Origin of the sequence: Seohaeicola saemankumensis (genome assembly GCF_042678485.1) — a bacterium.
GTDB classification, from domain to species: Bacteria; Pseudomonadota; Alphaproteobacteria; order Rhodobacterales; family Rhodobacteraceae; genus Seohaeicola; species Seohaeicola saemankumensis.
Genome location: NZ_JBHTKR010000002.1, coordinates 311,171 through 323,986 on the forward strand (window position 1 = coordinate 311,171; position 12,816 = coordinate 323,986).

General features: G+C 65.5%; 13 protein-coding genes and 1 riboswitch. Of the genes, 8 read left to right on the forward strand and 5 right to left on the reverse strand.

The window, feature by feature from the left end; translation table 11 throughout:
- Positions 1-71: 71 nt before the first annotated feature.
- Entirely contained in the window at positions 72-662 is a 591-nt protein-coding gene (locus tag ACFQ3C_RS05350; RefSeq protein WP_380789452.1) for a hypothetical protein, read from the reverse strand.
- Positions 659-1,921: a phosphoribosylamine--glycine ligase gene (gene purD / locus ACFQ3C_RS05355; protein WP_380789453.1), complete on the reverse strand. Its 1,263-nt coding sequence runs from the start codon at positions 1,919-1,921 to the stop codon at positions 659-661. Before purD ends, ACFQ3C_RS05350 begins: the two co-directional genes overlap by 4 nt.
- 106 nt (positions 1,922-2,027) lie before the next feature.
- Between purD and xseA the strand changes: the two genes are divergently transcribed.
- Positions 2,028-3,527, forward strand: a complete 1,500-nt coding sequence (gene xseA, locus ACFQ3C_RS05360) for an exodeoxyribonuclease VII large subunit (protein WP_380789454.1) — start codon at positions 2,028-2,030, stop codon at positions 3,525-3,527.
- On the opposite strand, the gene ACFQ3C_RS05365 is transcribed toward xseA, so the two are convergent.
- Both ACFQ3C_RS05365 and ACFQ3C_RS05370 read right to left on the reverse strand, forming a co-directional pair.
- Positions 3,524-4,546 (reverse strand): alkane 1-monooxygenase, encoded by a 1,023-nt coding sequence (locus ACFQ3C_RS05365; RefSeq protein ID WP_380789455.1) that lies wholly within the window; start codon positions 4,544-4,546, stop codon positions 3,524-3,526. The two genes, xseA and ACFQ3C_RS05365, sit on opposite strands and share 4 nt — an antisense overlap.
- 82 nt (positions 4,547-4,628) lie before the next feature.
- Positions 4,629-5,069, reverse strand: a complete 441-nt coding sequence (locus ACFQ3C_RS05370; RefSeq protein ID WP_380789456.1) for a hypothetical protein — start codon at positions 5,067-5,069, stop codon at positions 4,629-4,631.
- A gap of 178 nt (positions 5,070-5,247) precedes the next feature.
- On the opposite strand from ACFQ3C_RS05370, the gene ftsY reads away from it, so the two are divergent.
- The 5 genes from ftsY (at position 5,248) to metZ (ending at position 10,156) form a co-directional block, all read left to right on the forward strand.
- Positions 5,248-6,744: a signal recognition particle-docking protein FtsY gene (ftsY, locus tag ACFQ3C_RS05375; protein WP_380789457.1), complete on the forward strand. Its 1,497-nt coding sequence runs from the start codon at positions 5,248-5,250 to the stop codon at positions 6,742-6,744.
- 12 nt (positions 6,745-6,756) lie between these two features.
- Positions 6,757-7,173, forward strand: coding sequence for a hypothetical protein (locus ACFQ3C_RS05380; RefSeq protein ID WP_380789458.1), 417 nt, complete (start codon positions 6,757-6,759; stop codon positions 7,171-7,173).
- Positions 7,170-8,078 carry an EamA family transporter gene (locus ACFQ3C_RS05385; protein WP_380789459.1) on the forward strand — a complete coding sequence of 303 codons (909 nt, stop codon included), beginning with the start codon at positions 7,170-7,172 and terminating at the stop codon, positions 8,076-8,078. Before ACFQ3C_RS05380 ends, ACFQ3C_RS05385 begins: the two co-directional genes overlap by 4 nt.
- An 11-nt stretch (positions 8,079-8,089) precedes the next feature.
- Positions 8,090-8,707: an inner membrane-spanning protein YciB gene (locus ACFQ3C_RS05390; RefSeq protein WP_380789460.1), complete on the forward strand. Its 618-nt coding sequence runs from the start codon at positions 8,090-8,092 to the stop codon at positions 8,705-8,707.
- A 126-nt stretch (positions 8,708-8,833) separates the two neighbouring features.
- A riboswitch (SAM riboswitch) is annotated at positions 8,834-8,911 on the forward strand.
- Positions 8,912-8,974: 63 nt separating this feature from the next.
- Entirely contained in the window at positions 8,975-10,156 is a 1,182-nt protein-coding gene (metZ, locus tag ACFQ3C_RS05395; protein ID WP_380789461.1) for an O-succinylhomoserine sulfhydrylase, read from the forward strand.
- 10 nt (positions 10,157-10,166) lie between these two features.
- Here metZ and ACFQ3C_RS05400 read toward each other — a convergent pair whose 3' ends face one another.
- Positions 10,167-10,721 (reverse strand): NYN domain-containing protein, encoded by a 555-nt coding sequence (locus ACFQ3C_RS05400; protein WP_380789462.1) that lies wholly within the window; start codon positions 10,719-10,721, stop codon positions 10,167-10,169.
- Positions 10,722-10,944: 223 nt separating this feature from the next.
- On the opposite strand from ACFQ3C_RS05400, the gene ACFQ3C_RS05405 reads away from it, so the two are divergent.
- Together ACFQ3C_RS05405 and folE2 are read left to right on the forward strand one after the other, a co-directional pair.
- Positions 10,945-11,367 (forward strand): hypothetical protein, encoded by a 423-nt coding sequence (locus tag ACFQ3C_RS05405; protein WP_380789463.1) that lies wholly within the window; start codon positions 10,945-10,947, stop codon positions 11,365-11,367.
- Positions 11,368-11,552: 185 nt separating this feature from the next.
- Entirely contained in the window at positions 11,553-12,653 is a 1,101-nt protein-coding gene (gene folE2 / locus ACFQ3C_RS05410; RefSeq protein WP_380789464.1) for a GTP cyclohydrolase FolE2, read from the forward strand.
- The last annotated feature ends 163 nt before the right edge of the window (positions 12,654-12,816 follow it).

Sequence of the window (12,816 nt, forward strand, 5' to 3'; positions counted from 1 at the left end):
TGCCTTCCGCCATTCCGCGCCGCCCGCTTTGGGTCCGCGCGGAATTGACGGGGCGATCGTCGCGGACAGGCCTAAACCTGTTCAAGCTCCGCGATCAGTTCCGCCGGGGTGCGCGTTGCCATCCGGCGACCCGCCGCATAGGTTCGCATCAGCGCCAGCCCCAGCAGGCCGATCAGCGTGACGGGAATCGCCCAGTTCACAAAGGCCATCAGGTCCTGCCCGGTCGCCAATGCCAGAAACGGCGCGGCGCAAGCCCCTGCAAGAAGCACCACGCCCAGTACCCGCAGCCCCACCGAGGTGACGGCCGATGGTCCGCTTTGCACATCCAGCCCCGGCTGCGCGGCCATCAATGCGCGCAGCACATCGGTGATGCAGGCGCGAAACGCCATGTCGTCAGGCCCGCCCAGCAGCGCGCGGCGGTAAAGATGCTGCCGGATCGCGCGAGCCTGCGTGCCGTCGTCCAGCCGCAAGATCCGCGTCAGGCTTTGCCCGGCGCGCGACGCGGTCCAATGGGCATGATGCACGGCGGCCATCTCGATCCGCCAGAGCGTGTTACCCGATGCATCCTCGCAGATCACCGCGCCATCTGCCACGACATAGGTCAGCGGCGACTTGATCAGCGCGGGCTTGACCCTGTGGGCGTGACGGCGATGTTTCTTCATAGCGCGCGCCAGCCGATGTCGCGGCGGCAGAACCCGCCGGGCCAGTCGATACGGTCCACCATCGCATAGGCGCGGGCCTGTGCCTCGGCCAGGGTCGTACCGCGCGCGGTCACGTTCAGCACGCGGCCCCCATTGGCCACGATCTGGCCGTCCTTCAGCGCCGTGCCTGCGTGAAAGCACATGTTGAAACTGTCCTCGGGCAGGGCGTCCAGCCCGCTGATCACGCTGCCCTTGGCGTAATCACCCGGATAGCCATTGGCGGCCATCACCACGGTCAGGGCGTGGTCATCGGCCCAATGCACCTGTGCGTCCGCCAGCCGCCCTTCGGCGCAGGCCAGCATCAGGTCCAGCGCCTGCGCGCCCAGCCGCATCATCAGCACCTGGCATTCGGGATCGCCGAAGCGGACGTTGTATTCCACAAGGCGGGGCTGACCGTCCTTGATCATCAGCCCGGCATAAAGCACGCCCTGATAGGGCATGCCGCGCCGCGCCATCTCGGCCATGCAGGGTTTGACGATCTCTTCCATCGCAAGGCGCGCCACCGCATCCGACAGCACGGGCGCGGGGCTGTAGGCCCCCATGCCGCCGGTATTGGGCCCGGTGTCGCCATCGCCGACGCGCTTGTGATCCTGCGCTGTCCCGATCGCCAGCACATCCTTGCCATCGCAGAGCACGAAGAACGACGCCTCCTCGCCCTCCATGAATTCCTCGATCACCACCTCGGCGCCTGCGGCCCCGAACTCGCCGCCGAACATGTCATCGACCGCGGCCAAAGCCTCGGCCTCGGTCATGGCCACGATCACGCCCTTGCCGGCGGCCAGACCATCGGCCTTGACCACGATGGGCGCGCCATGCGCCGTGATATGGGCGCGCGCCGCAGCGGCATCAGTGAAATGGCCGTAGCCAGCCGTGGGCGCGTCGCAGGCGGCGCAGATGTCCTTGGTAAAGGCCTTCGACGCCTCAAGCTGGGCGGCGGCCTTCGACGGGCCGAACACCAGAAAACCCGCTTCGCGCAGGCGGTCGCTGATCCCCGCGGCCAAGGGGGCCTCGGGCCCTACGATGATGAAATCGATCGCGTTCTCGTCGCAGAAATTCACCACGGCCGCGCCGTCCAGAATATCCAGGCTCGCGCATTCCGCGATCTGCGCGATGCCCGCATTGCCCGGCGCCACGATCAGCTTGTCGCATTTGGGGTTTTGCATCACCGCCCAAGCCAGCGCATGTTCGCGCCCGCCGCTGCCGAGGATCAGGATATTCATGGCGCTCTCCCGCTTGGCCTTCGTCGGTCACCGCTTTAAGGTGCCTCAACCGCAGAGACAAGCCTGTGAAAAGCCTGTGATACGCCAGACAGAAGGCCCGCCCCGCATGTCCGATCTTCTTGACGATGACACCCCGGCGCCACAAGGCGGCCAGAACAACCCTGAATATACCGTCTCCGAGATTTCGGGCGCGGTCAAACGGGTGCTGGAGGGTGAATTTTCCCATGTCCGCATCCGGGGCGAGTTGGGCCGTGTGACCATGCCGCGGTCGGGGCATATCTATCTTGACCTCAAGGATGACCGCTCGGTTCTGGCCGCCGTGATCTGGAAAGGTGTCGCCGCCCGGCTGAGCACCCAGCCCGAAGAGGGGATGGAGGTGATCGCCACCGGCCGCATCACCACCTTTGGCGGGCAGTCGAAATACCAGCTGATCATCGAGGATATCGAACCCGCGGGCGCGGGCGCCCTGATGGCGATGCTGGACAAGCGCCGCCGCGCGCTGGCCGCCGAAGGTCTGTTCGACGAGGCGCGCAAGCAGCCGATCCCCTATCTGCCCGAGGTGATCGGCGTCGTCACATCCCCCACCGGGGCCGTGATCCGCGACATCCTGCATCGCCTGCGCGACCGGTTCCCGCGCAAGGTGCTGATCTGGCCCGTCGCCGTGCAGGGCGCCAATTGCGCGCCCGAGGTGGCGCGGGCCATTGCGGGTTTCAACGCCCTGACGCCGGGTGGCGCGCTGCCGCGCCCCGACCTGATCATCGTGGCGCGCGGTGGCGGCAGTCTTGAGGATCTGTGGGGCTTCAATGAAGAAATCGTGGTGCGCGCCGCCGCCGCGTCCCGTATCCCGCTGATTTCAGCCGTGGGGCATGAGACCGACACGACCCTGATCGACTTTGCCGCCGACAAGCGCGCCCCCACGCCCACGGCGGCCGCCGAAATGGCCGTGCCTGTGCGGCTGGACCTGCTGGCCTGGCTTGACGGGCAATCGGGCCGCCTGACCCGCGCCCTGACCGGCGGCGTCAGTCTGCGCGCGCAACGCCTGCGCGACCTGTCGCGCGCGCTGCCACGGGCGGACACGCTGCTGGATGGTCCGCGCCAGCGCCTTGACGTGCTGGCAGACCGTTTGCCGGCCGCCCTGATCCGGTCCGTGCAGTTGCGCCGGGTGGCTTTGTCCGATCACGCGGGCGCGCTGCGCCCCGCGCTTTTGCGCCGCGCGATCCAGGCCGAGCGGCGCAATCTGGCCGTGGCCTCGGACCGGCTCAGCCTTGACCGGTTCCGCGCCGATCTGGAGCGCAAGAACCGCGACCTTGCCAGCCTCTCGCGCCGCCTGTCGGACGCCGGGCAACGCCAGGTCAAGACCTGGCGCCAGCGTATCGAAGAACAGGACCGCCTGCGCCTGACGCTGGGCTATGAGGCGACGTTGCTGCGCGGCTATGCCGTGGTGCGGGGCGAGGGGGGCGAGGTGCTGACGACCAAGGCCCAAGCCGCCAAGGCCCGCGCGCTGGAGATCCAGTTCGCCGACGGGCGGCTGGCCGTGGGGGGCAAGCCCGCGCCGAAAGCCGGCGCAAAGCCCCAGACCCCGCCGGAACAGGGCAGCCTGCTTTAATCCGCCGACCAGGTCTTTGCGCGCCGGTCCATCATCCGCCGCCAGAGCGGCGGGATCAGCGCGGCCACCGCCATCACCGGCACGGCGCGCGGCAGGACGGGCATGTTCTGCTCCAGCCGCAGGGCAGGAAAGGGGCGCGCCGGGTGTGCGTGATGGTCCGAATGGCGCGGCGCGTTCAGCATCATCGCACTCGACCAGGCTTGCGGCGCATTCCACGAATGCTGCGGGCCAACCGGCTCCAGACGCCCATCCGGCCGGCGCGCGCGGCGTAGCCCGTAATGCTGGATATAATCCGACAGCAGGATCTGCACCTGTGCATAGGCGGCGATCCCGATCAGCGCGGCAATCCCGCCCATACCCGCCAGACCAAAAGCGACGACAAGGGCCAGACCCGCGCCAAGGGCATGAGCGATATAGGGATGGCTCCACCAGGACGGGGGCACCGAGGCCCGCGCGCGCAGCGCGCTTTCCGCCCGCAGCCCCGCCATGAACGACCCACCCCAGGCCCGTACCGCGTAGCGCCAGAACCCCATGCCCAGCGGGGCCGAGGCCGGATCGTCGTCGGTGCCCACATGCACATGATGCACCCGCAGATGGCTTGAGCCGTGATGCCCCATCAGCACGGCGGCATAGACCGCGCCTCCCAGCCCGCGCATCCAGACCGGGCGGCGATGGATCAGCTCATGCGCGACCGGATGGCCGATCTGCCCGAAGGCCAGCCCCCAGCCGATCAGCAGGCCCGCACGTTCGGCTGTCGAAAACCCCTCCTGTCCGAAGGCGCGCACCGCCAGCGCCAGACCCGCCAGCAGGATCACCGCAAGGGCAACGGCCAGCGCGTCGCCTGTCGGAAATTCATCCGCGCGGCCTGTCGCTGCGGCTGCCCGGCGCATCAGGTGATCGGCGGCCCAGGTGAACAGCGTGATCATCGCCACCGCCCCCGCGATCCACCACCCGCCCGTCAGACTGCCCGCGATCAGCAGGGCAAGGGGGGCAAGCGTGGCGAACTGGAACAGGAACATGGCACAGGATCCGTTGGCTATCAGCGCGGCACACATAGCGCGCAGGCGCGCGCTGTCACACTTTGCGCGCAGGCGCGCGCTGTCACGTGCCCACCTCCGGGCCAAGGCACATCATCGGTTCCGGGCTGCGGGTGATTTCATATAGCGTGGTCTGGCTTGGGTCGTCCTCGAACCGGGCGACGATGCCGCCGGGGGTGCGGTAGAAGCTCCAGCATTGCGGGTCGGGATTGTCGTCATAGACAAAGCAGATCATGCCATTGTCCTCGTACCATTCCCCCTCCTGGCAGCGGCCGTCCAGAAAGGACCAGCGCACCCGGCGATTGTCCATGTATTCCTCGGCGCCGTAGGGCGCCAGCCCGGTGCCATAGGTAAAGGTTTGCCCGCGCGTGTAGGCGTCGAACGCCGCGCCCGTCATCGGTGGGCCGGATTGGGCCCGCAGCGGCGCAGCCGCGAGTGTCAGGACCAGCATCAGAGCGGCGGCCAGAAGGCCGGACGGGAAACGGGGCATGTGCAATCGTGTCATCGGGGCAGTTTGCCCTGCCGCGCCCTGATTTGGCCAGTGATCAAACCGTCGCGGATGCCCCTGTCAGCGGAAATCCTCCGGTCATGCGCGGCCTTGGGTGAAGGCAGAACTTGCCCCCGGGGGCTTTCAAAACCCTCCAAGAGGGTCTAGGTGAAAGCAAACATCCCCGGAGGCAGAAATGTCATTCTTCGGCAAACTCAAGCAGCGACTGTTCACTTCCTCGTCCCGTCTGGACAAGGGGCTGGATGAGATCGTCTCGCAGGGTGGGGAACCAGAGGCAGAAGACGATCAGCGTCTGGCGGCCCAGACCCTCGCGCCAGAGCCTGCGCCAGAGCCTGCCCCGGAACCGGGGCCTTTGCCCGAACCGGCGCCCGAACCTGAGCCTGTACCGGCGCCCGAACCCGAGGAACCCATCGAGCCTGAGCCCAGGCCTGTCCCGCAACCCGAAGAGCCGGAACAGCCCGAAGACCCCGAGGAACTGCCCGACGAACCCGAGGAGTTGCCCGAGGAGCTTCCGGGCGAACAGCCCGTCGAGATGCCGCGCGACTGGCCGTTGGAAGCGCCGCAGCCGCAGGGCGATAGCCTGCCGGAACCTGCGCCGATGGAAATTCCTGTCGGAAACCCGAGTGAAATCCCGCTTGGGTCTGCCTCTGCCGCCACCTCTGCCGCTGACGCGGCCGGGGTCAGTGTCAGTCAGGGCGCCGCGAAAGTCGGTTTTCTGGGCCGTCTGCTGGGCCGGTCCTCCGCCCCCGCATCGGCCGAGGCGGCTGCCGCGGCAAAGACACCCGCGGCAAGGATACCGGCAGCCAAGACATCGGCAGCACCCGCCGGTCCGGTCATCCGGCGCGCGCTGGATGATGACATGCTGGAGCAGCTGGAAGAGCTGCTGATCGCCTCGGACATGGGGGTGGATACCGCGCTGCGCGTCACCGCCAACCTGGCCGAGGGGCGCTATGGCCGCAAGCTGTCGGTCACGGATATCAAGCGCGCGCTGGCCGACGAGATCGCGCGCATCATGGAACCCGTGGCCCGTCCCATGCCGATCTATACCAGGACCCCGCAGGTCGTGCTTGTGGTGGGGGTCAACGGATCGGGCAAGACCACGACCATCGGCAAGCTGGCCAGCCAGTTCCGCGCCGCGGGCAAGTCGGTGATCATCGCGGCTGGCGACACTTTCCGCGCAGCCGCCGTGGAACAGTTGCAGGTCTGGGGCGAACGCGCGGGCGTGCCCGTGCTGACCGCGCCTGAAGGATCGGACCCCGCCAGCCTGGCCTTCGACGCCATGACGAAAGCCGAGGCAGAGGGCGCCGACCTGCTGCTGATCGACACCGCGGGCCGTTTGCAGAACCGCGCCGACCTGATGGAGGAGCTTGCCAAGATCGTGCGCGTGATCCGCAAGAAAGACCCGACCGCGCCGCATAACACCCTGCTGGTCCTGGATGCGACCACGGGCCAGAACGCGCTGAGCCAGGTCGAGATCTTCCGCAAGCTGGCCGATGTCTCGGGCCTGGTGATGACCAAGCTTGATGGCACCGCCAAGGGCGGCGTGCTGGTGGCGCTGGCCGACAAGTTCGGCCTGCCGATCCATGCCATCGGGGTGGGCGAGCAGATCGACGACCTGGCCCCTTTCGATCCGCAGGAGTTCGCCCGCGCGCTGACGGGGCTGGATGCTTGAGAATTGGCACTGATGCTTGAGATTAGACGTACCACCGATTTCCAGCCGGATATCACCGCCCTCGAGACGGTAATCGACACGGCGCGGCTGCGGGCCGCTGACGAGGTCGAGGATTGGCCCGATGACCGGCTGGTGATGAGCGAATGTGTCGTGCTGGACGCGGGGCGCGTCGTGGGTTTTGGCCGGCTGATCTGGGACGCGCATCTGGATGCGGCGCCGCGCGTCTTCGATCTGTGCCTGCTGGCCGAACACAGGAACAGCTTCGTTCTGGATACGCTGGAGCAGGAGCTGATCGACGAATATGCCTTTGCCGCCGAAGGGGGCGACATCGTGATCGGCCGTGACGGGGCCGAGATCGACATATCGCGCAGGGCCCGCGAACTGCATGACGAAAGCCTTGGGCGCAGCCCCGGACGGCTGCGCGCATGAGCGCCTGGATCGTCTCGCTGGAGGGGACTCCGGCGGGCAGTCAGGCGGCGATGCTGCTGGCGCTGCTGGCGGCGATCCTGCATGCCATTTTCGGCGCGATGCAGAAGGGGCGGCATGATCCCTGGCTGATGCGGGGGGCGATCGACATCAATTATGCCGTGATCGCGGCGCCTTTCGCCCTGTTCGTGGTGCCCTTTCCCGAACCCCACATGTGGCCGATCTTTGCAGGGGCCTTCCTGATCCATACCGCCTACAAGTTTCTGCAGGCGATGGCCTATACGCGTGGCGCCTATACCGTGGTCTATCCTGTGGTGCGCGGCACCGGGCCGCTGTTCGCGGTCATCGGCGCCTGGCTGATCTTCGGCGAGGTGTTCACCCCGACCCAGTGGATGGGCGTGGCCGTGCTGCTGACGGGCATCTTCGGGCTGGCGGTCTATAACCTGATCCACGTCACGCTGAACCGCGACACGCTGAACATGGCGCTGGGCCTGGCTGTGCTGACGGGCCTGTTCGTGGCACTTTACACCACATTTGACGCCTATGGCATTCGCGCGACCGCAGACCCCTTCACCTTTCTGATGTGGTTCTTCATGATCGACGGGCTGGTGATGCCGGTGGTGGCAAGTCTGCGGTGGCGGGCGATGTCGGCGCATCTGCGTCCCCCCGTGACGCCCCTGATGAAACGCGGGCTGGTGGGCGCGGTCATCGCCTTTTTCAGCTTCGGGTCGATCATGATGGCGACGCGGCTGGACAAGGTCGGAGAGGCGGCCGTGCTGCGCGAGACCTCGACGGTCTTTGCCGCGCTGATCGGCTGGCTGGTGCTGAAGGAAACCGTGGGCCCGCGGCGCATCGCGCTGATGTGCCTGATCGCGCTGGGCGCGGTGATTGTGCAATTCGGAAGCTAGGAGGCTCGTCCATGGCAGACAAGGATATCAACCCGATGACCAAGACCGCACTGGAACTGGGGCCGGTGATTGCCTTTTTCGCGGCCTATCTCTGGCTGAAGGACCGGATCTTCACCATCGGCGGCACCGAATACGGCGGCTTCATCCTGGTGACGGCGGGCTTCATCCCGCTGATGATCCTGTCCACGGCCCTGTTGTGGAAACTGACAGGCAAGCTGTCGAAGATGCAGGTCATGACACTGGTGCTGGTGGTGGTGTTCGGCGGCCTGTCGGTCTGGCTGAACGACGACCGCTTCTTCAAGATGAAACCCACGATCATCTACCTGGTCTTCGCGGGTATCCTGGGCTTCGGTCTGATGCGCGGTCAGTCATACCTCAGGCATGTGATGGAGGAGATGATGCCGCTGGCCGAGGAGGGCTGGATGATCCTGACCCGGCGCCTGGCGCTGTTCTTTTTCGCCCTCGCCGTGCTGAACGAGGCGATCTGGCGCAGCATGAGCACCGAGATCTGGGTCTATTTCAAGACCTTCGGCCTGACGGCGGCAATCTTTGCCTTCTTCATCACGCAAGGAAAGCTGTTCGAGACCTATGGCACCAAACCCGATGATGACAGTGGCAGCGAAGGCTGATCGCGCGATGCGTCCGGTCTTGCGGGCGGATGCCTGCGGCGCGGATATTTGCGGCAAGAAGAAACGGCCGCCGGGCCGGAACAGGCGGGCCGTGCTGCCTGTTGACGCTGAAGCATGACAGGCGTATCAGGCGGGCGTGGCGATTTGTTACCGGATTGCGGGCCACGTTAAACACACCGCTAAAGAGGTCAGGATGAGGGAACCCCCTTTCGCTTGACCGCGACGGGGGTTTTTTTATTCGGGCGCACGGGCCCCATGGAGAGCGAGATGAGCAAGGACTGGAACAAGCGGACCACCCTGGTACATGGCGGTATCCGCCGGTCGCAGTATAACGAAGTCTCGGAGGCGATCTTTCTGACGCAGGGCTTCGTCTATGACAGCGCCGAACAGGCCGAGGCGCGATTTCTCAAGGCGGGTCCGGACGAGTTCATCTATGCCCGTTACGGCAACCCCACGGTGGCGATGTTCGAGGATCGGATCGCGGCCTTGGAAGGGGCCGAGGATGCCTTTGCCACAGCCTCCGGCATGGCGGCTGTGTCGGGCGCCCTGACGGCGATGTTGCGCGCGGGCGATCATGTGGTTGCCGCGCGGGCGCTGTTCGGCTCCTGTCTTTATATCCTGGAAGAGATCCTGACCCGCTACGGGGTCGAGGTGACGCTGGTCGATGGGACAGACCTTGACCAGTGGCGCGCGGCGATGCGTCCCGGCACCAGGGTGGCCTTCTTCGAATCGATCTCGAACCCGACGCTGGAGGTGATCGACATCGCCGCCGTGGCCGAGATCGCCCATGCGGTCGGCGCGACCGTCGTGGTCGACAATGTCTTTGCCACGCCCGTCTTCTCGCGGGCCATGGCGCAGGGTGCCGATGTGGTGATCTATTCGGCGACCAAGCATATCGACGGGCAGGGCCGCGCCCTGGGCGGCGTGATCCTGGGCCGCCGCGACTATATCCGCGGTGTGGTCGAGCCCTATATGAAGCACACAGGCGGCGCGATGAGCCCTTTCACCGCCTGGATCATGCTGAAAGGTCTGGAGACGATGGACCTGCGCGTGCGCGCCCAGGCCCAGACGGCCCTGACCGTGGCCGAGGCGCTGCAAGGCCATCCCAAGCTGGCGCGCGTCATCTATCCGGGCCACCCCAGCCATCCCCAGCAGGCGCTGACGCTGGCGCAGATGGACAGCGGCGGCACGGTGATCGCGCTGGATCTGAAAGCCGGGCAGGAAGCCGCGTTCCGGTTTCTGAACGCGCTGGAGATCATCATCATCTCGAACAACCTCGGTGATGCGAAATCCATCGCGACCCATCCTGCCACGACCACGCATCAGCGTCTTCCGGCGGAACAGAAGGTGCATCTTGGCATAACCCCGGGCCTTGTCCGCCTGAGCCTGGGGCTGGAGGATTCGCGCGATTTGGTGGCCGATATCCTGCAGGCGCTGGACAAGGCCTGAGGTTTTCGCGTCACAGCTCCAGCCAGAGCGCCCCGTTCCGGTAGCCGCCCCGGATCAGGGCGCCGGCCTGCGTGATTTCGGGAAATTCCGCGATCCAGTCGCGGAAGCGGTCATTGGTGACGACCCTGGCGCCATGATCGCGTGCCGCACGCAGGATTTTCGGATCGGCCGGTTCGCCCTTGTTCACGATCATCACCCGGCTGCGCGGCAGCCCCAGAACGCGGCTGAGCGTGTCGTCATGCAGAGAGCGGCCTATCAGCTTGTAGCCGGCATTGGCATCGAAGACGACGCCGGGGGCAAACCCCGCGCGTTCCAGTGCGACGATCACCTCGCGCAGGGTTTCGATCTGGGGGGTGTTGTCGCGCCAGTGCATGACGTTCGATCCGTCCAGGATGACCGTTGGCAAGGCCGGCGCCTTCGGCCGGACCATGGCCCGGAGGATCAGGATCCCGCTTGCGATGGCCGCAGGCCCTGTCACCAGCAGCCAGTCCCCCGCGTCAGGCAGGACCAGCGCGCAGAGAATGCCCGCAAGCGACAGAAGGAATAGAACAACCGGAGCGATCATTGCGCCACGCTAGACGATCATGGCGGTTTTGCAATCGGTTGGTGGGTTGCCCTTGCGGCCGTGCTGGTCCGACCCCTCGGCGGGACCCGGGCGGCGCGTTGATTTTCCGGACCTATTTCGATAACATACCAGCGCGCAGTTTGCGTGCCGTCGGTGAACCTGTGTTTCGGAGTGGTGTGGTATGAGTAGACTGGCAAGGCTTGTTGCGGCAATTTTCATGGCAATGTCCGCACCCGTAGTCGCGCAAACAGCAACACCCGAAGTGCCGACCCCCGGTCTGAGCGATATCGCCATGGTCGTGGCAAACCCGAATTCGCCGACTGGCGCGGTCATTCTTTTCAATCCGGCCCTCTGTCAGCAGATCGGATTGGCCTGTCGCTTTTTCGCGGTGCATGAACATTGCCACGTCATGCTTGGCCACCACCTGCAGCCGCGTGGCAACAAGATGATCGCCGAGCGGGACGCCGACAATTGCGCCGCCCGAAGCGCGCCGCAACAAGCGGTCCTTGCGGCATGGTCCCTGTTCATGAGCGGGGCAAGCAGTGCGGACTGGCATACCTATGGCCCGCCGCAGGATCGTGCGCGCAGGCTGTGTCTTTTCGCGGCCCAGTTCGGCAACTGGGGTGGGCCTTATCCCTGTCCATGACGTGACGGACCGCAACGCCGCGCATCAAGAACCAGGACAAAACGCGCGGCGCGGGCGTTTTTCACCGATTTGGCCAAAGTTGCTTTGATCCGATCTGTCGCGTCCGACGTAAATATCTTCGTAAGTGGTAATTAACGAGCAACCGTCCTATTTTAGGATGGCATCATGACGCGAAGGGGCCCCTCATGAACATTCACACGCCCGATCTTGATCGCCAGCCCAGCCGCGAGGACGCGGCGCAGGCGCTGGAGCGTTTGCGCCAATGGGCCGCCCGCGCGTCCGAGGCCGAGATTGCCGATCTCGACCCCTCGCTTGCGCGTCTTTTGCCGGGGCGGGAGCCGTCCAGCTACCCGGTGCTGTCGCGGGCCTATCCCTATGGGTTCGAGGTCGATGCGACCTACAAGGACAGCCTGCCCGACCTGCAGAACGGCCCGTCCAGCCTGATCCGTGGCGCGCGCCAGCAGATCCAGCATGTCGGGATTTCCAATTTCCGCCTGCCGATCCGTTTTCACACGCGTGACAACGGCGATCTGACGCTTGAGACCAGCGTGACAGGCACCGTCAGCCTTGAGGCGGACAAGAAGGGCATCAACATGTCCCGGATCATGCGGTCTTTCTACAAACATTCGGAAAAGACCTTCAGCTTCGAGGTGATCGAGGCCGCGCTTGAGGATTACATGACCGATCTGGACAGCTTCGACGCGCGGATCCAGATGCGGTTTTCCTATCCGGTCAAGATCACGTCGCTGCGTTCGGGACTGGAAGGCTACCAGTATTATGACATCGCACTGGAGCTGATCGAAAAGGCGGGTGCACGCAAGAAGATCATCCATATCGACTATGTCTATTCCTCGACCTGCCCCTGCTCGCTGGAACTCAGCGAACATGCGCGTCAGACGCGCGGGCAGCTGGCCACGCCGCATTCGCAGCGTTCCGTCGCCCGCATCTCTGCCGAGGTTCTGGATGGCGCCTGCCTGTGGTTCGAGGATGTGATCGACATGGCCCGGAATGCCGTGCCGACCGAAACCCAGGTCATGGTCAAGCGCGAGGATGAACAGGCATTTGCCGAATTGAACGCGGCCAACCCGATCTTCGTCGAGGATGCGGCGCGCCTGTTCTGCGAACAGTTGCAGGCCGATGAGCGTGTCGGTGATTTCCGGGTCGTGGCCAGCCATCAGGAAAGCCTGCATAGCCATGATGCGGTCAGCATCCTGACGGATGGGGCCACTTTCGCCAGCGAAAGCGTGGATCCGAAATTGTTCAACACCCTGTTCCACGTCGGCTGAGGCCGCGGGCCGGTACGCCTGCCGGCCTGCGAACCCGCCCGCGTTGCCGCCGCCCGGTCGAGACCCGGCGGCGGCCTTTTCATGTCCGCAGATCGAGCCATGAAATGCTGCATTGCAGAAAGTGCAAGGCGGGGTTGCTGATTTGGCGGTAGTCGCCAGGGCA

Coding starts and splice junctions, on each gene's coding strand:
- ACFQ3C_RS05385 (WP_380789459.1), top strand. CDS start 7,170: ATGAGCGCCTGGATCGTCTCGCTGGAGGGGACTCCGGCGGGCAGTCAG.
- ACFQ3C_RS05350 (WP_380789452.1), bottom strand. CDS start 662: ATGAAGAAACATCGCCGTCACGCCCACAGGGTCAAGCCCGCGCTGATC.
- ACFQ3C_RS05390 (WP_380789460.1), top strand. CDS start 8,090: ATGGCAGACAAGGATATCAACCCGATGACCAAGACCGCACTGGAACTG.
- ftsY (WP_380789457.1), top strand. CDS start 5,248: ATGTCATTCTTCGGCAAACTCAAGCAGCGACTGTTCACTTCCTCGTCC.
- xseA (WP_380789454.1), top strand. CDS start 2,028: ATGTCCGATCTTCTTGACGATGACACCCCGGCGCCACAAGGCGGCCAG.
- ACFQ3C_RS05365 (WP_380789455.1), bottom strand. CDS start 4,546: ATGTTCCTGTTCCAGTTCGCCACGCTTGCCCCCCTTGCCCTGCTGATC.
- ACFQ3C_RS05400 (WP_380789462.1), bottom strand. CDS start 10,721: ATGATCGCTCCGGTTGTTCTATTCCTTCTGTCGCTTGCGGGCATTCTC.
- folE2 (WP_380789464.1), top strand. CDS start 11,553: ATGAACATTCACACGCCCGATCTTGATCGCCAGCCCAGCCGCGAGGAC.
- metZ (WP_380789461.1), top strand. CDS start 8,975: ATGAGCAAGGACTGGAACAAGCGGACCACCCTGGTACATGGCGGTATC.
- purD (WP_380789453.1), bottom strand. CDS start 1,921: ATGAATATCCTGATCCTCGGCAGCGGCGGGCGCGAACATGCGCTGGCT.
- ACFQ3C_RS05405 (WP_380789463.1), top strand. CDS start 10,945: ATGTCCGCACCCGTAGTCGCGCAAACAGCAACACCCGAAGTGCCGACC.
- ACFQ3C_RS05380 (WP_380789458.1), top strand. CDS start 6,757: ATGCTTGAGATTAGACGTACCACCGATTTCCAGCCGGATATCACCGCC.
- ACFQ3C_RS05370 (WP_380789456.1), bottom strand. CDS start 5,069: ATGACACGATTGCACATGCCCCGTTTCCCGTCCGGCCTTCTGGCCGCC.